14 protein-coding genes are annotated in these 24,517 nt (G+C 44.3%); 1 reads left to right on the top strand and 13 read right to left on the bottom strand.

Translation table 11 applies throughout. From position 1 onward, the window contains the following. Nucleotides 1-1,418: 1,418 nt before the first annotated feature. The 7 genes from ACAN56_RS29920 to ACAN56_RS29890 form a co-directional block, all read right to left on the bottom strand. Nucleotides 1,419-1,847, bottom strand: a complete 429-nt coding sequence (locus ACAN56_RS29920; RefSeq protein ID WP_379147448.1) for a hypothetical protein — start codon at nt 1,845-1,847, stop codon at nt 1,419-1,421. An 11-nt stretch (nt 1,848-1,858) separates the two neighbouring features. After that, nucleotides 1,859-4,540 carry a polymorphic toxin-type HINT domain-containing protein gene (locus ACAN56_RS29915; RefSeq protein ID WP_489685708.1) on the bottom strand — a complete coding sequence of 894 codons (2,682 nt, stop codon included), beginning with the start codon at nt 4,538-4,540 and terminating at the stop codon, nt 1,859-1,861. A gap of 740 nt (nt 4,541-5,280) precedes the next feature. After that, on the bottom strand, nt 5,281-5,532 hold the full coding sequence (locus ACAN56_RS29910; protein ID WP_379147444.1) for a type II toxin-antitoxin system HicB family antitoxin: 252 nt from the start codon (nt 5,530-5,532) through the stop codon (nt 5,281-5,283). 15 nt (nt 5,533-5,547) lie between these two features. Beyond that, complete coding sequence (locus tag ACAN56_RS29905; protein WP_379147442.1) at nt 5,548-11,127, bottom strand: RHS repeat-associated core domain-containing protein; 5,580 nt, start codon at nt 11,125-11,127, stop codon at nt 5,548-5,550. A gap of 81 nt (nt 11,128-11,208) precedes the next feature. Further along, complete coding sequence (locus ACAN56_RS29900; protein WP_379147439.1) at nt 11,209-12,618, bottom strand: hypothetical protein; 1,410 nt, start codon at nt 12,616-12,618, stop codon at nt 11,209-11,211. Nucleotides 12,619-12,852: 234 nt separating this feature from the next. Then, nucleotides 12,853-14,841, bottom strand: a complete 1,989-nt coding sequence (locus tag ACAN56_RS29895) for an RHS repeat domain-containing protein (protein WP_379147438.1) — start codon at nt 14,839-14,841, stop codon at nt 12,853-12,855. An 84-nt stretch (nt 14,842-14,925) separates the two neighbouring features. After that, nucleotides 14,926-16,047, bottom strand: coding sequence for a GBS Bsp-like repeat-containing protein (locus ACAN56_RS29890; protein WP_379147436.1), 1,122 nt, complete (start codon nt 16,045-16,047; stop codon nt 14,926-14,928). A 192-nt stretch (nt 16,048-16,239) separates the two neighbouring features. Here ACAN56_RS29890 and ACAN56_RS29885 point away from each other — a divergent pair, with 192 nt between their 5' ends. Further along, nucleotides 16,240-16,707 (top strand): MarR family winged helix-turn-helix transcriptional regulator, encoded by a 468-nt coding sequence (locus tag ACAN56_RS29885; protein WP_063848035.1) that lies wholly within the window; start codon nt 16,240-16,242, stop codon nt 16,705-16,707. Between the two features lie 55 nt (nt 16,708-16,762). On the opposite strand, the gene ACAN56_RS29880 is transcribed toward ACAN56_RS29885, so the two are convergent. From ACAN56_RS29880 to ACAN56_RS29855, 6 genes are all read right to left on the bottom strand, one after another. Further along, on the bottom strand, nt 16,763-18,628 hold the full coding sequence (locus ACAN56_RS29880) for an LTA synthase family protein (protein WP_379147433.1): 1,866 nt from the start codon (nt 18,626-18,628) through the stop codon (nt 16,763-16,765). A gap of 71 nt (nt 18,629-18,699) precedes the next feature. After that, nucleotides 18,700-19,419 (bottom strand): glycosyltransferase family 2 protein, encoded by a 720-nt coding sequence (locus ACAN56_RS29875; RefSeq protein WP_038588790.1) that lies wholly within the window; start codon nt 19,417-19,419, stop codon nt 18,700-18,702. Nucleotides 19,420-19,729: 310 nt separating this feature from the next. Continuing rightward, a complete protein-coding gene (locus ACAN56_RS29870; protein WP_379147431.1) occupies nt 19,730-20,401 on the bottom strand; it encodes an HAD family hydrolase in 672 nt (223 codons plus the stop codon). 206 nt (nt 20,402-20,607) lie between these two features. After that, a complete protein-coding gene (locus ACAN56_RS29865) occupies nt 20,608-20,865 on the bottom strand; it encodes an AbrB/MazE/SpoVT family DNA-binding domain-containing protein (protein WP_038588784.1) in 258 nt (85 codons plus the stop codon). A 417-nt stretch (nt 20,866-21,282) separates the two neighbouring features. Further along, on the bottom strand, nt 21,283-21,930 hold the full coding sequence (locus tag ACAN56_RS29860) for a DUF6033 family protein (protein WP_038588781.1): 648 nt from the start codon (nt 21,928-21,930) through the stop codon (nt 21,283-21,285). A 166-nt stretch (nt 21,931-22,096) separates the two neighbouring features. Further along, nucleotides 22,097-24,193 carry a glycoside hydrolase family 36 protein gene (locus tag ACAN56_RS29855; RefSeq protein ID WP_379147429.1) on the bottom strand — a complete coding sequence of 699 codons (2,097 nt, stop codon included), beginning with the start codon at nt 24,191-24,193 and terminating at the stop codon, nt 22,097-22,099. Nucleotides 24,194-24,517: the final 324 nt, after the last annotated feature.

Raw genomic sequence — 24,517 nt, 5'->3', positions numbered from 1 at the left:
AGCTGTAGGTGTTAACCGGTGTTCCGCTGGTATTGACGATTTGCACCACATCACCATGACCATTGTACAAATAGTAGTAATCCTTTGCTGCCGTCTTGTCCCTTTTCACCAATACCCGGTCTCCACGGACAAAGGAGGATTTTTGTATTACAGTGCTGCCGCTTAGTTTCTCCTATTGGTTCTGCTCCGGCGGGTGTTGAAGTATGTCTGTTTGCGGTGTCCTCAACTTGGGTTTATACACAACCTCGACTCGGGTCAAGTCGTCCTCGTTCTCAATACCATGTCGTTGCTGCAGTTCAAGATGCTTATCGTACACCCGGCAGTATCCGTTCTGTTTCCGCTGATGCGGAAGCCTATGGTATCGCGTCCCTTTATGTTCCCGTAACTTCCTCCGCATATGATGGCTGATTACAAACTCGTCCGCTAACGGCGCGGCGACATCATACGCTACATCGTAACTAACGAAAACGATGCTAGTTGCCCTTTCCCGAAACTCGGCTAAAAAGCGGCTAAATCCCTCGTAGTGCTCCGACTGAGTTTCCAGCCATAACGTGTACAATCCACCACTTGTTTCCCTAAAGTTCTGGTAGAACAAATGCAAGTAAACCCCTTGCTCCAGCCGGATATTTAGCTGATAAACGAACAACTTTTTGTACTCTGTCCGCCTCACCTTATATTCACTCTGAAATAATTGCCTTGCGTACCACCCCAAGAAATACCCAACTGTAACCCCTTGGTACTCAACTATCAACTTGTCCATGGACACATTAACCATTGTCCTCGCTCCCTACTATTTTGATGTTTTTGCATCGTTTGCGCTTAATAATTTAACAGTTAGCTGACTAATAAGTATTATATAGCTGCGGCAGTCAGCCCCTTTCTCGAATGGTTGTTAAAAACAAAAAGGACACCCCAAATCACCAAATGGTGAATCAAGTGTCCTAAGTTTACTAAGTTGCTCGCAGCCCATTTCAGGCCTGTCTGCTGTGGGACGATTATGACATACTCTCGTTCGATGGTCAATCCTAACGTTGACCTGTCGAAATTGGCATCTGCACCACAATCTATCAGCTACGGTACATTGTCCGGTCCGCGGTTATTTAACGTCAGCATACCGGAGTCTCGACGGTCTCGTCCACCCTTTTCATGCTAAGCCATCATGCTCATGAGTCATTCGGAACAATCACATTCAAGGATCACATCCAAGGGTTCTGCGCAAATCAGCCGAAACTAAGGCATCTTTACCGACAGTATTTACTTGCATAAGGTTCTATGTAATTTTACCATGAAGTTTTACCATCATGAGTTCTTTTCATATGAAAATTACATCTGTCACTTAGCCGCCCGATTCATTCGGTACTGGGCGGGTACAGAAAAAATGGCCTTGGAGAATACCCAAGGCCAAATGAAAACATATTTTATAATAGCTTTTTTAATTGTTCAATATCTTCGGTTAACCAGTTTTTACTCTGCAATACCTTAAGGATTTTTTTAGAAGCCTTAATAATTGTCTTTTTCAAAGAATCCATATCTGTGTCCAAGGATGAAAGGATTTCCTCACCAACCTTAGTTCTTCGAATAAAACTTAATGAGACGTTTTCATTGTCTCTTTTCACGCCACGAACATAAAAAGGACCATCCATAAAATTAAATTCAACTGATGTACCAACTGATGAAGTCTCAAGTAAATTTGTAGACTTGTTCCACCATATCAAGATAACAACAACGAAATCGTTCCATCGAGGTTCGGGAAAATATGAATCTTCAAAACGGATGAAGATTTCACCTGTAATAGAGCCTCGTTTGTTTATCTCAAGTGTATTTTCATCAACCAAAACACTAATCAATTTTATACCTCCTACTTAAACACTGGGTAAGCAGTTTCGATTGCTTTGGTGCTTGTATTAACCCACATCTCAATAGTAAGACCATTAGATTGCCCTCTAACAAGAACACGGTCGCCTTGTGTTTGTAATTTACTCGAATTCGAGTAAGCATCTCGAACAGCCTTTTCGATTTGTGAATTATTCATATTATCAGGGAACAAGTCTTTTATTTTACTTTGTGTTGCACGAGAACCGCCCTTTGTGTGACCAGAAATGATATGGTCCATATCAATTTCAATACTCTTGTAAGATGGTAAATTTATAGGCTTACAAGCATTGTGAGTCCATATTCCAAGGTTGGAGACAAAATAGGTGTGAAAGTCCTTGACCATAAAGTTATAGACGGTCTTATGTTCTTTCTTAACCTCAATCTTCTCAATGGCTAATTCTTTGCCATCCGAGGTTGTCAGAACATAGCCTACCACAAGATGCTGTGCTTCAACCCAACCTTTGCCGACAATCCAGAACGGATGCTCATCGGTTGTTGTAATGACTTCATCTCCAACAGTTATATTATACGTTTCTTCAACGTCCCGTTGGAAGAGCCATTCAACTTCCTTATACGCCATCTCGCCTGTCTCATCGTCTTTGGCTAGAACCTTATCCCCTACCTCGATTTCCTCGATAGGTTTCTCCCCTTCGTCTGTTTGAACTTTAGTCCCTGCTGTAAAACAGTTGCATGGGTTTTTGACTAACCTTACGACAGAAGTTAACTCTTTACTCCCCTGTTTGATAGCCTGTTTTTCAGCATTCCCTATTCCTAATGTAGCTGTATTAAATATGACCTCCGCTTGAGCATACCAATATTCTTTAGAGTCCATAGATACTTTAGCTGATGTAAAGAACGGATCTGTAAATCCCATTGTCCAGTAACCCATCGCTGTTTCCCATGATGCATGGACGGTCTTCATATCAACAATGAACGCATTCCACTGATCACTAATCCATGAGTTACCACTCGGATCAAAACGTATCAATGGATTATTTCCTACATACGTATAAAGGTTCTGGCTCAGCGGATTATCAATCTGCCCTTCAACCGTATCCTCATTTAAAAACCGCCCGATACTCGGATCATAATACCGTGCACGCAGATAGTAAAGTCCTGTTTCTTCATCGTAAATCTCACCAGCATATTTAAAGGAGTTTGGTATCCCTTCCGTCTGGCTGGTGATATTTCCCCATTCGTCATAGCTGTAGGTGTTAACCGGTGTTCCGCTGTTATTGACGATTTGCACCACATCACCATGACCATTGTACAAATAGTAGTAATCCTTTGCTGCCGTTTTGTCCTTTTTCACCAATACCCGGTCTCCACGGACAAAGGAAGATTTTTGTATTACTGTGCTGCCGCTTAGTTTCTCCTCTGCGATAACTTGACCACTAAAATCATAGTTGACCTGAGTATGGGTCGTTCCAGTACTCTTCAAATACCGAAGGCCGTCTGCATAGTAGGTAAAGCTCGTCGTATTCCCATTTTTGGTCAATCCGGTCAAGGTGTTTTGTAAATCATAGGTGTAGCTTGTATCGCTCAGATCCAGACTGGTGCTGACGCTCTCGCTTGAGGTTAGACGATTGCCACGCACATCATACGTGTACTGTGTGCTTTGACCATTCGGCCGTTTGATTGACAGAAGACGATTCAAAGCATCGTATCCGTAGCTTGTCGTTTTTGCTGCTCCATTATTGAGGACTTCAGTTACCGCTGTAATATTTCCATTATGATCATAGCTGTAGTTGTATCCCGAAAGCACGGAGCTGCCCTTTGTATTCTTCATGCTCTCTACCCAACCGAGTGCTTTGTTGTACGTGTACTCTGTTTTTAAGATACTTCCATCCGTCAACGGCGGGTACGTAATTGTCTTGACTCGGCCATTGGCATAGTAGCTGTACTGTACATTGTCGGATGCAGCTTTGCTTAGGGACGCGCTACCATTGGTTTGGACGTTGATCAGCCGCTGACTGTCAAATTGGTAGTTTACATAAAACCCAAGATTGTAATCATTTATTTGTGTCATTCGGCCAAGTACATCCAACTCGTTTAAGATGTACGACGAGTGGCCACCCGCACTCGTAGAAGAATATCCAACGGAGTAGTCGTTGCGTACTTGGTTCATGCTATCCAGGTAACGCTTCTGCGTTGCCCTGACGGTTCCATTAACATAACTATTGATCGTGCGATACTTTGGCGATCCATCTCCGTAGATAACATCAATTTTTTGCGTCGCAGACGTATTATTGATTACTCCACTAACGGAACTGCTCTTAAGTTGACCTCTCTCGTCGTAGTTGTAACTGAACACACTTCCCATACGGTCCGTTTTACCGGTCTGTTGACCCAGATTATTATAGGACACACTTTCGCTTTGGGCGGCGGCGTCCTGCTTCGTCGTCATCAGTCCGATTTCGTTGTAACTCTTCGTGTTTAAGGTTTGTTCCGACTCACCCTTGCCCTGAACGGTCACCTTAGCTATTTGTCCATTTCCGTCATAGCTGTACCGTGTGGTCTGATTCAGCGCATCCTTAACACCAGTTAACTGATTTAATGCGTTGTAACTGTAAAGGGTTGTCACGCCAGCCTCATTGAGATGGTTCATCGGATCAATATATCCCGTAAGATTGCCGATAATATCGTAACTGAAGCGTTCAGTGATGGGCTGCGACTGATTCGGCCAATCTCTAAGCGTTACCCGAGCATCCGTAGCATTTTCGATTTTATAATTCCTATTTCCGTCGAATACATCATTAAATTTTGCCTATATTTCTTCAAAAGCTAATTGGTCATAGGAAGATGTGTGACATTGGGAAATGTTGAATACGATTCTGATCTTGCATTACCGTAACTACATCTTTAAACAGTTTAAAATTTTCATTTCATTTTCTTCGTATTGATCAGCAATCTACATTGCATTCACCTGTTCAATCAGTCGTTCCTTTTTTTGTTCTTCGTGAATGCATTCAATAAGGTGCATATTCTGCGAATAGTGCAGAATTGTTGAGTATATATCCTTCATCATCAACGTTTATAACCTCTACTTCTTCATGTTAATCTGTTTGGTTAAGAAATCATCAGAATTTCTGATTTTTTTAGTGAAGTAACTCCTTCTGGAATAACATTCGATCCTAATGTTTGCTTAGAAACAACAATTTTTTCAGCTACAGTCTTGTACTCAATGTGAAATGTGTCCGTTATAAATTGCAATCCTATCATCTCATAACCGCCATCCCAAGTATGTCTTGCAGAATTGATTAGATATTGCCGTACTCTGAATGTTAAATAATTATATACAAAAAAAAACCACATGGAGAATTAACTCACATGTGGCTCATTAGATAAATATGTTTCTAATGTACCAAATACTCTTTTATTTGAACATTAGAAACAAAAAATCACTTACAATTCGACTTCAATCAGGAATACTTGTTCTGATGACTTTATCAAATCAGGATTGATTTTAGTTGTTTGAGGAATGGTGTTTTCATCCATATCCTCTAGATATAGAGAAAGCGCCTCTTTGGCCATTCCAATTGCTTCTTCGGTGGAATATCCACAAGAGATACAACCCGGTAGATCAGGAAAAGTTACTGTTATTCCATCTTCAGCAAATTCAAACTTAGCGTAGTACTTATATGTTTTCTTTTTCAAATTGACGCTCCTTTACTAATAACCTGCTTGTTTCTTTATACTTTTTAGAGTTCCGATAGGTAAATCTTTGTTACCATGGACAGGAATGATTACAACTTCCCCATTCGATCCTTTCAGTTTTACATGACTACCACTCTGACTTACAACATCAAAACCATCTTTTTTCAAGAATTTCACCACATCTTTTCCGCTAACTGAGCCAGTAGGAAATTTACTTGCGAAAAATTGTAGATCCAATTTTATCAATCTTTGACTTGTGTCTTCAACTACTTCCTTCCCCAATGTTTTAAAAGCTATAGTACTAAGCCCTTTAAATACTGCTGCAAAAGTCCCATCTAACACATAAAACATCGGATCTTCAAGTAAGGGTACCAGTTGGGCGTTCCCATACAAAACTTCGTTATACATATTTTTTGTTAGCGAATTATATACTGTTCCATTTTGTAAATAGTTAGTTCTGTTCACTGTAGGTTCATACTTTAATCGTATATAATTTGATGCATCATGCGCTGCCTGCATCATAAGCAAGTTATTTTCTTGCTGTCCTGTTAGAAATATTGTTTGATATGTCTGCAAAGCCGCTCGGTCCCCAGCAGAATATGCATTCCCAATTTCATTATACATATGTCCTGTTGGATCATTGTAGATCAACGGATTATTATGCACATACGTATAAAGGTTCTGGCTCAGCGGATTATCAATCTGCCCTTCAACCGTATCCTCATTCAAAAACCGCCCGATACTCGGATCATAATACCGTGCACGCAGATAGTAAAGTCCCGTTTCTTCATCGTAAATCTCACCAGCATATTTAAAGGAGTTTTGTATCCCTTCCGTCTGGCTGGTGATATTCCCCCATTCGTCATAGCTGTAGGTGTTAACTGGTGTTCCGCTGGTATTGACGATTTGCACCACATCGCCATGACCATTGTACAAATAGTAGTAATCCTTCCCTGCCGTCTTGTCCTTTTTCACCAATACCCGGTCTCCACGGACAAAGGAGGATTTTTGTATTACAGTGCTGCCGCTTAATTTCTCCTCTGCGATAACTTGACCACTAAAATCATAGTTGACCTGAGTATGGGTCGTTCCAGTGCTCTTTAAATACCGAAGGCCGTCTGCATAGTAGGTAAAGCTGGTCGTATTCCCATTTTTGGTCAATCCGGTCAAGGTGTTTTGTAAATCATAGGTGTAGCTTGTATCGCTCAGGTCCAGACTGGTGCTGACGCTCTCGCTTGAGGTTAGACGATTGCCACGCACATCATACGTGTACTGTGTGCTTTGACCATTGGGCCGTTTGATTGACAGTAGACGATTTAAAGCATCGTATCCGTAGCTTGTCGTTTTTGCTGCTCCATTATTGAGGACTTCAGTTACCGCTGTAATATTTCCATTATGATCATAGCTGTAGTTGTATCCCGAAAGCACGGAGCTTCCTTTTGTATTCTTCATGCCTTCAATCCAACCGAGTGCTTTGTTGTACGTGTACTCTGTTTTTAAGATACTTCCATCCGTCAACGGCGGGTACGTAATTGTCTTGACTCGGCCATTTGCATAGTAGCTATACTGTACATTGTCGGAGGCAGCTTTGCTTAGGGACGCGCTGCCATTGGTTTGGACGTTGATCAGCCGCTGACTGTCAAACTGGTAGTTTACATAAAACCCAAGATTGTAATCATTTATTTGTGTCATTCGGCCCAGTACATCCAACTCGTTTAAGATGTACGACGCGTGGCCACCCGCACCCGTAGAAGAATATCCAACGGAGTAGTCGTTGCGTACTTGGTTCATGCTATCTAGGTAACGCTTCTGCGTTGCCCTTATGGTTCCATCAACATAACTATTGATCGTGCGATACTTTGGCGATCCATCTCCATAGATAACATCGATTTTTTGCGTCGCAGATGTATTATTGATTACTCCACTAACGGAACTGCTCTTTAGCTGACCTCTCTCGTCGTAGTTGTAACTGAACACACTTCCCATACGGTCCGTTTTACCGGTCTGTTGACCCAGATTATTATAGGACACACTTTCGCTTTTGGCGGCGGCGTCCTGCTTCGTCGTCATCAGTCCGATTTCGTTGTAACTCTTCGTGTTTAAGGTTTGTTCCGACTCACCCTTGCCCTGAATGGTCACCTTGGATATTTGTCCATTTCCGTCATAGCTGTACCGTGTGGTCTGATTCAGCGCATCCTTAACACCAGTTAACTGATTTAATGCGTTGTAACTGTAAAGGGTTGTCACGCCAGCCTCATTGAGATGGTTCATCGGGTCAATATATCCCGTAAGATTGCCGATAATATCGTAACTGTAGCGTTCTGTGATGGGCTGCGACTGATTCGGCCAATCTCTAAACGTCCGCTTCGAAATCACCCGGCCCCACGCATCATACGACTCCTCGATGTAATTCATCGTTTCGGAGGTGCCCGCCGCAGTCAGGTAGCTTACCGCTTTCCGCTGCTTCAAATTATAATTTGTCACAAAGACATTACGATAGGAATCCGTTAAACTTTTTTGCTGGCCCCAAGCATCATAACCCACCGTTATTTCATTGGAAAGCGCATCTTTTTGATAGATGGGTCTGCCCATATCGTCATAGTGATACTGGGTGAACACCCACTTTCCAGCGTTATCATCAAAGTGTTCCTCTAAAAGGGCCAAACCCATTCCGTTATAAAGTACATTGGCATAGGTTTTAACCACGCTGTTATTCGATAACTGAGTGACAGTTCGGATAGAGTCCACTTTTAAGACCGGCATTCCCGTATTGACAGCATCAAACTGTGCGGAACTTGTGTTGTAGTAGTTGTACTCTACGACCTCGCTGTACACTTCCCCGTTGGCGTTGGTGCGATTTGGATAGGTCTCTTTTTTCAGACGCCCTGCAGCATCATATTCATACATTGTGGTCTTGCCATTTCCGTCGCTCTGACTTTTCAGCAACCCGTAACCCATCTCATAGCTCATCGTGGTTTTCACAATCTGCTGATTGGATTTACCAATGTTGAACCACTGCTGTTGTTCGGTAGGGTAAGCACGGCGGCCTTCGGGCCCGTACTGGGTCACGCTTTTGGCCACCAGTTGGCCTTGGGCAGTCTTCTCCGCCGTTGCCTGGGAGATCCCTCCCGTACTATTAAAATAACTATAACTGTATACCGTCCTGTCTCCTAACGCATTGGTTACCGTTACCGGCCGCCCTTCAGCAGTATAGGTATAACGTTCATTTTGCGGTGCTGCATCATTTTCATTGTTATACCAGGACTGCGTTTCCAGCAAATGATACTTAGGTTCATACTGGTAGGTGGTTGTATAATGCTGTTTGATTGCCGGATTATTAAACTGATCTCCGGTCAACGGCTTCGTTTGACTCTCAACCTGCCCCCAGCTGTTATACACGGTTTCGGTGTATAAATGATTTGCGGTTGCTTCAGTGTCTTGGGGAGCATACTCCGAGAGGGTAGTCCTTGTGGGATACCGGGTAAAGACTCCATGAAACGCCGTATTGTCAGTGATCTTCCGCTCGCCTCCAGCCTCCCGGGTTTCCGTCCGAAGCACTCTGCCATCTTTATCAAATGTATGAGTGGTTTGGAGCCCATTACTGGCAGTCGTGCTAACCACAGTTGACGTCGTACTAAACCGAAAATCCGCAGGCAAAACAGCGGGATATTGATCCGGGGTATTCCCCGTATAATCACCTGTATAAGTATAGTTTATTTCCTGATACGTCTTGGATGCCGTCTTGTCCTTTCTAGATTTCGCCCGATACTCTACGACGGTGGAATTCGGGCCGGTATGACGATCGGCTTGTTCATATTCATATTCTGTAACAGAATTGGGATACGTAATTTTTTTCAGTAACGAATTAAAAAGAAATCCGTCGTAAGAACCAACATAAGACGAAAAGCCATTTTGATACTCGAAATAGGTTTTCTCTCCGTTTTGATCGGTAATTGACGCAAGGTACGGAATATACTTTTGAAGTGGGGGTATGCCTATATTTCTTTGAATTTCCCCCAATACTCTCCCTTTCGTCAATACCACCTTCTGAACTTCTTGCGTTGCGTTCTCTTCGCTATAGACCCGAATATCTACGTTTTCCCCATCAAACACCTCGGAATCCAGGTCTTCCTCGTAATTAAATTTCACCACACGGCCAACGGTATCCGTTATCGAGAACAATCTTCTTGATCCGTCGTATTTAAATGTAATCGTATTGCCGAAGCGATCTACGATTCCAATTAAATCCCCATCAATTGTAAAGTATTCTCGTTTAAGATCTAAGTATTCAATATAGAAACTTGATCTTTCTTGCCCGTTACTGAATGCGCCGTCTGTATTCGCATTTTCTGATACCAGTCGCTTGTCTTTGCCTTTATAATTGAGTAAATTTGTATAAAGTGAGAGCTCATCATTACTATAGTCATCACGAACTCTATACGCATTGCCTGTTCCATCGTGGTAAATCCACCCAAACTGACTAACCCTTTGTAAGTGAGGGAATTGATACGACCACCCACTGCCTAAGACCGGAAGACGATAATTGTAGCTATATTCCCAACTCTGAAAGTTGGGATTCCACCATGTACTAATAAGAAAGGGAATACTTTGGTTGGAATTGTACATAAGGCCAATATCTAAGTCCAGTCCGTCCACACCGGGCAAATGAATCAGGTTTTCTTTCCGGGTCACACTTCCTGACACCGGATCGACCATTTCACTGGAAGTGTTGCGGTCATTAAACTGTGGCTTATAAGTTTGATTGATTTGAGCTTGAATGACCAAGTTGTTGATCACACCGGATACGGCTGCATCGAAGGTACTCATGGAGAGGGCTAATTCTGATCGATATCCTTTTCCGGTACCCTCTTCTTGTCCATATACTGAGGAGGAAACTGTTTGCTTTCCGTTAAAAGAAAAATGGTTCAACATTTCAGTTGCATACACATTTTCCTGTACAGTGGGCTTACTGAATATTCCTGCTTCTTTTTCAAGCTCCTGCTGGATATCTTCCCAGGATCTTCGCTCATTCAGTTTCCATTTCCAAAGTTCCAGCGGGGTTCGCTTCTCCTGTAGCAAGCTCAGATAATTTACCCAATATACATCAACCTTGGAGGCTCCAGCCAGAACAAGCGGTTCAATTTCTGTTTGGGTTAAATCCAGGGACCTGGGTTCAGCCGCACGGGCAAGAGGCTTCTCTAAATTTTCCTTTGTTTTCCCAGGAACTAATTTCATACGCGTTTCATAGGTTTTCTCTTTTAACATTTGAATGGTTAACATGTTCGGATCGTAAACGTCTCCAGTTACGGATACAACCTCGTCTATAAGCTTTTTATTTTCAGCAAAGGCTGATTTCATCTGGATATTTCCGGGATTAAATGTAGGCTCAATTTGCTGTTCGGATATGGTATTCAATGGGGCTGGAGAAGGAGCAGGACTTTCCACCTTAGTCTCGGCCTTCACATATTCAGAGGAAGGGCTCGGATTGCTCTCAGCAGCGGCTATACGTTCATTTGTAACTGGAAAACCGCCTACTAATATAGTAATGGATAAAGCAACGTTGAGAAATGAATTCATCTTTTTTCTATTCTTCAAATAAATACTCCCCTATCATTCATTTTTAGAGTCATGCGTAGCAAAGCAGGAATCTAGTATAAGAGCGGTCCACCCCCTAATTCAATTCACAAAAGCTATTACTGGTCTCCAGATTGTTCCGTCATAGGCGGCTTCGGCATTTTTATTAACTACAAAATAGATCGCATCGCCTTTACTCACCCCCACGGTCAGACCCACTTCATAACCGACTGCGTCATTATAGGCAATTGTCTTTGACCAAAGCTGCATCTTATTTTTCAATACCTTAGCAACGATCCCGTCCCCTCCGCCTGTACTACTTTTCGCTACATTTCCTGAGATTCGGATCGTACCGGACTTGGGTGCAATCCACTTTCTAACTGAATCCGTCTGATCCGGATGTTGAAAATCATTCAAAATAATCGTATAAGGGGTTAATCCCTCCCATTGATTATTTTTATATTTCAGATCTGTGTATTTCGTCCCGTCCCATTCCTGGTAATACCAATTCCCTTGCCCCTGCGTACTGCTGTACTGATCCTGAGCGGAGCTCGCCTCCATGTATGCTATTAACGGTTTCCACGTCGTACCATCATAGGAGGCTTCGGCATTTTTATTAACTACAAAATAGATTGCATCGCCTTTACTCACCCCCACGGTCAGACCCACTTCATAACCAACAGCGTCATTATAGGCAATTGTCTTTGACCAAAGCTGCATCTTATTCTTTAATACCTTGGCAACGATCCCATCCCCTCCGCCTGTACTACTTTTCGCTACATTTCCTGAAATTCGAATCATCCCTGATTTGGGTGCGATCCACTTCCTTACCGAGTCCGTCTGATCCGGATGTTGAAAATCATTCAAAATAATCGTATAGGGGGTAAGTCCCTCCCATTGATTATTTTTATATTTCAGATCTGTGTATTTCGTTCCGTCCCATTCCTGGTAATACCAATTCCCTTGCCCCTGCGTACTGCTATACTGGTCCTGAGCGGAGCTGGCCTCCATGTATGCTATTACCGGTTTCCACGTTGTACCATCATAAGAAGCTTCAGCATTTTTATTTACTACGAAATAGATCGCATCGCCTTTGCTCACTCCCACGGTCAAACCCACTTCGTAACCGGTTGAATCATTATAGGCAACTGTTTTTGACCATAGCTGTATATCATTCTTCAATACCTTAGCAACGATCCCGTCCCCGCTTGTTGTATTACTCTTTGCTACAATTCCCGAAATTTGTATCATCCCTGACTTAGGTGCAACCCACTTTCTAACTGAATCCGTCTGATCCGGATGTTGAAAATCATTCAAAATAATCGTATAGGGGGTTAATCCCTCCCATTGATTATTCTTATATTTCAGATCTGTGTATTTCGTCCCATCCCATTCCTGGTAATACCAGTTCCCCTGTCCCTGCGTACTGCTGTACTGGGAAGTGGCGGAAAATATAGAACTTGTGCCGGTGTACAATCCGACGAGATTTACTTCATTAACTTTTGAAGTCAAGTTCCCCTGCAAATCATATTGAAAGCTAACTCTTCCGCTTCTTGAATCTATGTAGTTTAGTCTTCCTGCGGAATCATACGTATAATTTTGATTATTGCCCGAGTTTCCGAAAACAAAGGGAGGTTCAATTAAGAAAGCTGATAATAGTAAAACTATGACGCCAAATATCCATACAGCTGACCGTTTCTTCATTAGCATTCCTCTTTCGCAAATTACTTTCAGCGCATAGTAGCACTATTCCGTTCGAGTCCCCTTCAGATTGCCATTCGAGTCATAGTTATAGTAAGTAATCTTATTGTTGGGTTGTTTGATCTGCACCAGCCTTCCATTATCATCGTATAGATAAGTTGTCGCTTGCTTAATAATAATGTCATCAATGGAGAGAGCACCTCCACCATAAATTCCCCAGAACAAATAGTAGTTTTCTTGATTCCCGGTAGTAAAGCTGACTGTTTCTACTCCTTTTGTTCCCGAGGCACTATTCCATGTAGTCCAGCCTTTGGTTTCAATATCATCTAGGCCACGTGCTGAGAAGTAAAAATAGCGGTTAGCATTGGTTGAATCCATATCAATAGATTTATAAGAAAAGGTCACTGAATAAGTCGTATTGCTCTGAAACTTCACTTGATCCAAATCTGTACTTGCGAAATTCGCCCACTGCTGGGAAGCTGTGGAGCTTAAATAGGCAGAATATGAACCGCTGACGGTTTTTGAGGATTCATTGGTAATCCTTCCGGATACGGGTGAAAAGCCAGTCCCGCTATATGAGCCACCTTCAAAAGATTCGCTTACTTTAGAGATTTCTATATCATCCAGCGAAAGAGCGCCACCTTGACGGATGCCCCAAACCAGATAGTAATTATCCTTGCTCCCTGTCGTGAATGTAACGGTTTTGCTGCCCTTACTGCCACTAGGGTTCTGCCAAGTAGTCATTCCTTTCTCTTCTAGCTTGTCTGAACTTCGGGCCAGGAAATAGAAATACCGGTTGGCGTTCGAAGAATCCATGTCAGCTGATTTATAGGAGAAAGTTACTGAATAAGTCGTATAAGGTTCGAATTTATACTTATTAAGATCTGTATTTACAAATTCCTTTGTTGGTTCGGTCGCCAGTGATTTAAGGTAAGCTGAATATTGTCCAGTAACCACTTTGGACGATTCATTAGTAATGACTCCAGAGCCTGCATTGAAATTAGTATTGGTAAACGAACCACTCTCGAAGGATTCATTCACTTTTGTGATTTCTATATCGTCAATGGACAGGGCGCCGCCTTTAAATATTCCCCAGATCAAATAGTAATTCTCTTTGTTTCCCGTTGTGAATGTTATCGACTTTCTTCCCCTGTTCCCACTAGCGTCACTCCAGGCCGTCCAGCCTTTGTCATCTGTATTATCCGTACTTCTGGCTAAAAAATAAAAACGGCGATCACTTCCGGTTGGCACCATATCGATAGTTTTATAGGAAAATGTAACTTTGTAGGTCGTATTTTTTTCAAACTTCACTTTGTTCGTATCCGTATAGGAAAATGCTTTCCAATCCTCTGTGTTTAATGAAGAGAGATAAGCTGAATATTGACCGTTAACTATTTTTGCAGGGTCACTCGTAATAACACCGGATCCGGCAAGGAAATTAGTCTGATCAAATGAACCCTTTTCAAAAGATTCGCTCTGTGCGGAAATTTTCTTCACGATTGTTATATCATCAATAGAAAGGGCACCCCCTGCGTGGATTCCCCAAATTAAGTAATAGTTTGCTTTATTTCCGGTTGTGAACGTCATCGTTTTTATGCCGTTTCCCCCACTTGCATCATTCCAGGTTGTAAACTGCTTGTCTTCCAGGTTGTCAGTACTGCGAGCAAGGAAATAAAAAAAACGGTTCGCATCCAGCGGCTGCATATCCAATGATTTGTAGGAAAAAGTCACCGAGTAGGTTGTGTTTTTTTCGAATTTAATTTTGCTTTGATCTGTATAGGAAAATTCCTTCCACTCCTCTGATGCTTGAGAACTCAAATAGGCGGAATACTTTCCACTAACTATCTTTTGTGCATCACTGGTAATTGTCCCATTCACAGGGAGATAGCTGGTTCCGTTAAAAGTACCACTTTCAAATGATTCTTTAGGAGCCACTACGTTCTCTGCAGCAAAAGCCTTGTTCTGAAGAAGGATGAATACAACAATAATCATTAAAAATGGCAGTGCATAGCTAGTAATTTTATTGGTTTTCATTCTGACTCCAATCATCCTTTCCACTTTTCCAATTTCGTTCTAATTACTACTTGGCATTTGTTATCTCTTCTATTTGCACCTCAGCTAACGATTAACACTACAAACTAAAGCCCCAACATATTTATTATCAGCATAGATATGCGTGATATAGCTTCCCACCTCAGAGTTATGTCTTTGAAAGAATACCGTGGCTTTCCAGACTCCAGGGGCAACCTTCACACCTTCAATCCACTCAAGATCATCCTGCTCTTTATTAGAAGTCCATGTAGGGAACTGAACACGTTTTATATTAGGGTCTAGTCCGTATATCAAAACATCGTATGAACCGGCCGAGATATTGGCTGTTTTCGGTCCTGATACACCTACACCTCCCTTAACAGCAACTGACGTTCCTCCGATATAGTTTGAATTGCCATACTTGTCATGGGCATAGATATGTGTGAAATAGTTACCTGCTTCATAATTGTGCTTACTGAAGGGTATCCGTATCTTCCACGTTGTATTGCCTATCCGCTCACCGATCACATAGGGCCGCTCAATATCATCCTGGTCATTCTTTTCTGTCCATGTAGGGAATTTCACTTCTTGTATAGTTCTGGACACGCCTTCTATAACTACCTCATAGTATTCAGCATCTAATCCGACCGTTTGAGGAGCTCTGACTGTTTGAGTATTCTTAATTTGAGTCGTTACACCCGCTACAGCTTTGTTATCCGCATAAACATGAGTTACATATGCGCCAGTTTCCATCCCATGTTTGGACAGAACGACCGTACCTCTCCAGAGATTTGGAGCAACCTTTACACCATCAATCCATTCGAGATCATCTTGCTGATTGTAATCCGTCCATGTCGGAAAACGTACGGTTTTAACACTGTCAGGAACTCCTTTCAGGTAAATATCATAGGAGACTACTGAAGTGCTGAAGATATACGGTTCTGCGGGTGTGGCCTTACTTCGCTTAAGAAGGTTGCCATTCGCATCATAGGTATACTGAATCATTGAATTATCCGGAAGAATCTCCATCTCAAGCCGACTCTGATTGTAAATATTGATCTTCTGCCGCTGTGACGTGCCGTTCATATCTTTGATTATATAATTGGAATCAACACCTTCTAATACCGCAGCCGCTGAAGTCTGAGAATTAAAGATAAAAAAAGTTAAAAAGACACTGGCTAGCAGGGTCACTATCATTGATTTCTTCAAGAACGTCCCTCCAAAATTCTGTTATTTATTGATAAAAATATTAGATTGCAATTCCTAGAATCGATTTATTATAGCAAATCATTTATCCAGAAATTGTCGAACCTTGCTATAAATTCTGAGTATATTTATTGACTCCTAAAGTGATTAAATCTGGGCTATAATAATAGGTAAATAAGCTTATGAGGTGTATTAGTGAAAGAAGACAGGTATGAACATGTAGATGAATTATTGGGGGCTTTTCAGCAGTTCTCCAAGATGAATTGGCAGAAGCTAACGATGTTTGGGCTAAAGCCCAGTGAAATACGGGTGCTGATCACGATCAGGCTCCGCAATACAAAAGCGGACAAGCAGGTACTGACTGTCTCCGAGATCAGCAAGCTGCTTAAGGTAACTTCCCCTACGATTACACAGATGGTGAACAGCCTGCTATCACAAGGTTTTGTTGTGCGCACCAGCGACTCACAGGACCGGAGAATCAGCAGCATTGTATTGACGGAAAAAGGCGAGCTGCTCGCAGATAAAGCCGTCGCCAAGATCCGGGAGATGTTTAAAGGCATGGTTGATTATTTGGGCCAGGAGCAAAGTGAGACTTTAATTGAACTTCTGAACAGGGTACATGCCTATTTTGAACAAATACAGAATCAGCCGGACGGCTACTAGAGTGTACAAAAAAAGCACAAAGCGTAGGTTGACAACCTATACTTTGTGCTTTTGATTATTGTTCCAGGTCCGGCAGCTGTAAAATATAGCTGTTGGACAGATGCAACAGACGCTGTACAGCATCAAATTGCGCTTCTGTAGATCCGCCCTCAAGACTGGAGTTATCCAGCTGACTGTAGTTGGTACCGTCCGCGTAGTCATCTCCTGTTACATAAATGCTCTTGTCGTTAATGAACGAGCCTGTCGGCAGGAAATGTCTGACCGGCAGCAGGTTGGTCTGCTGATTAAACAGATCTTCACCAAAATGCAGCTGATTCTGAACCGACACTCCCAGCAGATTGGCCACCGTCGGCAAGATGTCGACTTGGCCGCCCGTGTGATCCATTACCGCAGGCAGTTTAGCACTCGGCGAATGGACGATGAACGGAATGTTGAACATATCGGTGTAGCCATATTCATGGCCGACCAGTCCATTGATCAGTTCCTTCTCATCGCTGCCAAGCGTGTACATCGGCAGTCCCTGGTGGTCGCCATAGAAGACGACAAGGCTGTCATCCCACAGGCCGCTTGTCTTCAGTTCCTCAAGGAATTGCCCCATCGCATAATCCGCGTAATTCTGGGCGCGAATATAATTGCCCAGCAGCGTTCCCTCGAAGCGCTCCGGCAACTCCATCTTATATTTATCTTCCGGCATATGGTAGGGATGATGGGCAGTCATCGAAATCACCATCGCATAAAACGGCTTATCCCCGGCATCCATCTGGGAGAGCTGCGGCACTGTTTTGGCAAACAGTACTTCATCCGATGCGCCAAAGGCAATATGGTCATCGTCGCCAAAAAAGGCCTGGTCATAATAGGTGTCAAAGCCTACCGCTTTGTATAACTCCTTGCGGTTCCAGAAATCCACACTATTGGTGTGGAAGGTTGCCGTGTCATAGCCGTTCGAGGCCAGCAGCTTCGGCAGACTCGGCACAGATTTCTCCATATACGCCGAAGAGGTAGCCGGCTCATTCTTGGGAACGTAGAAAGAGGTGTTCACCACAAACTCCGCATCCGAAGTTGTCCCTTGGCCCGCATTCGTATAAAAATTATTGAAATACGTGTTTTCTTGTACCAGCTTATTAAGATTTGGAGTGATCTCCTGGCCGTCAATGGTCAGTCCGAGCAGGAAGCTCTGGAACGACTCCATTTGCACCACAATGAGGTTTTTGCCTTTATCAGCCCCAAAAAATTGCGCTGTTGCCGGCTCCTGGATTCCTTTCACCTCATTGACCGCCTGCTGGGTAATCTCCTTGCTGTCAATAAGCTCCTCGTCCTCGGTGGTATCCGCAAACAGGGTATACAGCTCGTAATTGAGAATCCCCATACTCTCCGCTTTTTTAATCTCATTCATGCTCGCATGATTAGGCCAGATGCTAAAGAAGCAGAGTCCGATGGAAACGGCCGTGATGACCAGCAGAACTGCCCGGTTCATGCGCTTCAAACCTCGTTCCTTCCATTTGGCAATATATTTGGGACGGAACATAAAGAAGAGGAAGAAAATAATATCCACAAAGATAAACAGGTAATAGGGGGCGATCAGAGAATACGTGCTCTCTCCTACCTTAGTGACTTTATCCGCTTGCTGCAAAGCATGATATGTAGCGATCACACCGTAATACTTGTAATACATCAGAACGGAAAAATAAATAACCGTAATCAGCAGATTGGCGATCATGTAGTACAATATCTTCCGCTTCGAGGCCAGCCATTCAATCAGACTGAACACAATAATGAAAAAGGGGATTTCCGTTAACACCATACTCCAGTTGGGACCGTCGTTAAAGACGACAAACCAGGCAACTGCACTCTTTATAAGCAAAACTAAGCTGAATAATACTATAGGCTTGTATAATTTATTTTTAATATTGAATTTGTTCATAATGACTCTATCCCTTTCTTTAAAAACTTGGCCAGCCGCCGCACCTCCTCCCGATTTCAGAAAGCTTCTCGTTAATCCGGATTAGGGATAGATCTGATGCGGTACCGGATGACCCTTTTTTTCAGCCAACCGATAACAACAGCGTCTACGAACCCTGTAATCGCCGGACTGAGCACACCATATTTGGAATGTCCGTGTTTTCGCTCCTGATGCGTTACTGTAACCTCGATGACTGTAAATCCGTTCATTTTAGCCAGTGTAGGCAAAAAACGGTGCATGCCATTGTATAAAAAGAAGCTGTCCGCCACTTCCCGCCTCATAAGTTTTAAGGGAGATACAGAATCCTGGATCCTTTCGCCCGTAAGCCAATTTCTTACTCCGTTGCCGATCCATGAGGATATCCTTTTCAAAAAAGTATCCTTCCGGTTCTCCCGTTTGCCGTTCACAAAATCCACTCTGCCGATAAAGGGCATCAGCCTGAATATATCGCGCGGGTCGCTTTGCAGATCGGCATCCATGAGCGCGACCAGTTCTCCCCTGGACTGCCTTATGCCCGCCCAGACAGCAGCCGTCTGCCCGCAATGTTTCTCGAAATGAATGACCTTCACCGACTTGTCAGACCGTGCAATCTCATCCAGAATCAAGGCGGTCCGATCCTTGCTGCCATCGTCGACTAGCACAATTTCATAGCTGTCCACCTTTTCTTGCACCGCATCCGTTATGCTCTGGTGAAGCTCCCGGATATTGCCTTCTTCATTATAAATCGGTACGACCACAGACAATCTAACCAAACAGATTCACCTCAGTACCAATTAATATATTCACGCCGCACCCGAAGGGTTACAGGACAGTAAAAAAACGCAGGTTAGTGCGTTCCGGTTCGATCCAAAAGATTTAACAGTACTACTGCATTAAATCACAAAATAGATAGGTTATCAACCTATTTTTCCAGACATTTTGTCCGGCAAACCGCCGAAGAACTTAATCTTTTCCAGAGTAAAAAAATAACGCCCCTTGTCCGCAGCACCGCGGAGCAAGGGGTGTTTGTAGGCAGGCTTGAATTGCAGATGTACCAGGAATGGCGCATCCTGCTTCTAACCGTTACTCGGCCCGGTCGTACAATCCGATTAATTCATCGAAAGAAGTAATAATAACGTCTGAGCCCTTCAGCTCATCCTGACGTCCGAAGCCTGCATAGGCACAGCCGATTACGGTCTGTCCGTTTCCTTTGCCGGCCTCCACATCGGAGGAACGGTCCCCAACCATCCACGCACTGCTGATTCCGTGATTGTCCAGAAGAATGCGCAGCAGCTCGGTTTTGGTCGCAGTGCCTTGTCCACCAGCACTGTACAAGCCCTCGAACAAATCCTTCAGCTCATGCACAACAACGATGCTGTGGATGTAATCCTCCAACCCGTTGCTGGCCACAAACAGCTTGACTCCACGTTCATGAAGTGCGGCAAGGGTCTCCTTAACCATTGGATAGAGTAGAGTGCCGCCTGCTTCCAATCCCTCAACCTCCATCTGCAGCAGCAGCTCATCCGCCCGGCGGTGTACAGCTTCATCGGCATCCGGCATTACATTCTTCCAAATTTGCTCCAGCAGCATGCCAAGACTGCCAAGAATAAGTTCCTCCGGCGGAGTCGGCCCGGTATGCAGCCCTTCTTCCCGCAGGATATCGAACATTTTATGGTAAGCAGGCAATAACAGGGTTTCCGTCTGGAACAACGTTCCATCCATATCAAATACAATTGCTTCCGGTTTCTTTAGCATCAGGTGACTCATCCCTTCCAAATTGTTTTGCGAGTGATCTCTGCTCTGCGCATGCAGCTCTAAGTTACATTCCTTTATGATATAGGAAAGCAGCGTGTATTGTCTATGGAGTCGAGATTAACAAAAGGGGACCGGTGGCGGACACTGCAACGTGTCTGCCACCGGTCCCCCGCTGTCATTGGAATCTGTAAGGTTAGGAAAAGAAATTAGATATGGTCAAAACTCGAAATCAATTCATCAAGAACATCTTTGCTTACCATTTTACCTTTGAAGTTAATCAGGTTTTCCGCACTTCCGGAGAAAATGCAGGTAGGCTCATATTTTCTGAGAATGATTTTTTCACCATCAACAAAGATCTCCAGTGGGTCTTTTATGTCAATTCCCATTGTTCTGCGAAGCTCAATCGGAATCACGATACGTCCCAGTTCATCTACTTTTCTTACAATACCTGTTGCTTTCATCATTATGCATCCTCCCTTGATATAAACACTTTATATAATCATTTTTGTGTTAAAAGCTATCATAGCTTCTAAAATAGTAGTAATGATTACGCTATATCTGCATTTTAAAGTGCTATTTCTTTCCTGTCAATTTTATTTCTACAACTTTTGATATTTATCGACAAATTATTCGTTATAAATTAGAGTTGATTCGACAAAATATTCGAAGTTTATACATTATAATAGCCGAAAACGGCTACCATTGATAGTTTTTTATGGAAAAATGTTAAATTAAAATTTATTAATGGTAAGTAATATAATGAATCCGGGAGTCAATTTGCGGGGGGACTGGCAGAATGAAGATTCAAATGGCATAGCAAAAAACCGCCTAAATGGTCATAAACGCGTTGACCTAGGCGGTAATCATGATCCAAGAAGGTATTAATCATTTAAATGAAACAGATCCTTTTTCCGCAGCATTGAATCCAGACTGGCTTGACGCACACTATTTATATACACGTTATTTGCTTCTTCACCGCTACTGGAGGTCTCTGTAAATGACCCGAATTGTGAGAGGAGCGTGCTGCTGTTTAATTTACTCAACAAGTCCAACTGCTCGGCCTTCTTCTTTTGGTCTGCCTCTACTTCTTTCTGAATCTTTTCCCGCTCGGCAGGTGTCAAATAATCACCAATAACCCAAAACGTAGCTGTTCCATCCGGATGTATAATTACCCCGCTGGCATCACCCGGTTTATCATTAGCGCTGGACGCAAAATGGTCCTGTATGATATCTTTTACTTTTTTTTGCAATTGTGGATCTGTTGCCGACTGATTCAGTATATTGGGAGCGATCGTAACATTTCCTTTGCCAACACTATGGGAATACACACTCTTTACTGCTTCTTCGGTCTTGGGTATAGCTTGCACATTGATCTTAATGCCGAATTTATTTTCCAATTCCGTCAAAACTGCTTCCGAATTCGTTGTCGATAATGCATCTTGAAAAGAAATCCCTGAATTCTGACTTTTCTGGCTTGCTATTGTTGCCCCCGCACGATTAAGGCTGCTGAGTGGAGCTACATTCAACAAATTAAACCAACTCCTTTATTCTTTTTTCCGAAGCATCCATTTAGTATATCGGCTTCCGGAATTTGTATTTTAGACTTTCCTCAATATGTACAAAAAAAGAACCAGCACCCGCTCCCCAAGAATCAGGTTGAGGGGGAGCCGGCCCTGGCTGCAAGCTTTACGAACTTTACGAAGTAATCTCAAACAATCTCGCTGTTTTTCCCGGTGGGAGGGCCACCGTCAGTACTCCTGCTGATTTATCCCAATTCCAGGCCAAGTCATGCTGCTGCGGATAGGCACAGGCGATGGCTGGTTCAAGCCCCTTCAGCTCTTCTATCGGCAATTGGACATTCTCGGCTTCTCCGGCAATCCGCCATACCGCGACGTACCTGCGTTCCCCGCGCCGCAGCCCGAGGCTAACCCATTCGCCCCCGCTATCCGGCAAGCCGAGCGGCCAGAAAGGCGTGGCATGCGGGATATCACTGCGGATGGTTTTGTAATAATCCAAAGCTTCCTTCACCAGTTTTCTGCGGCGGGGCTCTAGCTCCGCCAAATGTCCGCTCTGGTGCACACGCAGCAGCAGCGCATTGACCATATTGAAGATGACTTCCTCATCATCGCCCTCACGCAGCGGATACGACCAGACCGCGGACTGCTCCGGTGTCAGTGCCGCCGGCGAGCCTGCGGCTATGGAAGCGTACTGTACATAATCCTCCTGGTCGCTGGTCGACTGGATACTGTGCCGGCTGAGCATCGCATAATCCATACGCATGCCGCCGCTGGAACAGTTCTCGATCACAAGATTTGGATAACGTACAAAGATGCTGTCCAGCCAGGCCAGATAGGCCCGGTTATGCTGCAGCAGCCCGTCGCCGAAGCTGTCCGCAGCCGTTTCTGTTCCGATGCCCGCATTGATGTTGTAATCCATCTTAATGTATCCTACGCCGTATTGCTCAACCAGACGGGCAATAACACCGTTTGCATGTTCAATCACTTTCGGGCTGCGGTAATCGAGCTGGTAGCGGCTGCGGTCCTTGACCCGTTTGCCATGCCGCATGAAAAACCAGCTGTCATCGGTCTCCACCAGCTTCGGACTGTTGATGCCCATAACCTCCAGCTCCAGCCATAGCCCGGGAATCATTCCTTTGCTGCGGATATAGTCCAGCACATATTTAATCCCTTCCGGGAACCGCTCATTGGAAGGCTCCCACTGTCCTACGCCATCCCACCACTCTCCAGGCGCATACCATCCGGCATCGATGCAGAAATATTCACAGCCGACATCGGCGGCGGCATCGATTAAGGGCAGCAGCTTCTCCGTCGTCGGGCTTCCCCACAGGCAGTTCATATAGTCGTTAAAAATAATCCGCAGCAGCTCATTATCCTCATTAGGTCTGCGGATAATCCGGCGGTACGCCGTAAGCTGTTCCGCTGCACCCTGGAATCCTCCCTGTACAGCACCCACAGCTACAGGCACCGAGGTGAACTCCTCACCCGGGGCCAGCTTCAACCACCAGTGATTGTCATGCTCTGTAGGCCCGCTGGCCAGCAGTGTAAGCTGATCATACTGATCCGTCAGCTCCCAATGCCAGGAGCCGTTATGCTCAATCTGCCAGAACAGGCTTGTCCCGCTCTCCTTGTTGTGCAGCACAGCCATGGGAAGCAATTCTGCCGCCGACCAGGAGCCAGTATTGCTTGCGGCAATCCGTTTCGAGCCGCGGTCGGCCAGATGGGACATCCCCAGCTCAGGCAGCCGATAGGTCCGCCACTGCAGCTCACTCTGCCACCCGCTATGCGCGAGGGTTACCTCGATCTTGTCGTTGCGGTCTCCGCTTCCCTCCTTGTCTACACCTGTAAGAGCAAATGAGGAGATGTATTCCACTGCCGCCTCGGCTTCCCCGGCATTCTTCAGCGCTGTCCAGCTGCGTACAATCTGCACGCCCTTATAGAACTGAAAATGCTGTACCGCCTGAATTCCCGTAATGTGATCGGCCAAGGTCAGCTCCAGCTTGCGTCCCAGCGCATTCACCGTATCGCTGTGCCCGGCATATACCATCCGGAGCCCCGGATAGGAGGCCCGGTGGGTGCGCCCGTGATATTCGGCGCGGTCTTCACCCGACAATTGCAGCTCCAGCAGCCGGAAGCCCGGTTTATTCTTGTCGGCGATAGCCCCGGCTTCCAAAGGTGACGCTCCGAAGTGCAGCAGCCGGACATCCAGCTCCGCTGTAATTTCAATCGTAAGATAAAGTCCATTTTCGGCGATTTCAATGATCTTGCTGTCCATATTTAATTTAACCTCCTGCCATATGTTGGTGTCTCTCCTGATTATAAGGGCTGTTTTTGTATTCGTAACTATTCGCGCTCTACAACTACAAAATAAACTCCCAGCGGTGAAAGAGTAACGGAGGGGAATTTTGGAATTGGAGGAGCGGAAGCGTCCGCCTTTATGTTTGGATTTCTACTGCGACCAGCAGTTTAAATCAGGAAATCCAAACATAACAGCGGCCGGAAATCCAAACATTCACCGCAGTTACGGCATTCACCGCCTCCCGCCAACAATAAAGGGACGGCCCCCGGTAAATGAATCTTACCTTCGAGACCGTCCCAC

Origin of the sequence: Paenibacillus paludis, from assembly GCF_042610515.1 — a bacterium.
Taxonomy (GTDB): Bacteria; Bacillota; Bacilli; order Paenibacillales; family Paenibacillaceae; genus Paenibacillus_AQ.
Note: the sequence above shows the minus strand (reverse complement) of the source record. Positions and strands in the feature narration are given on the sequence as shown.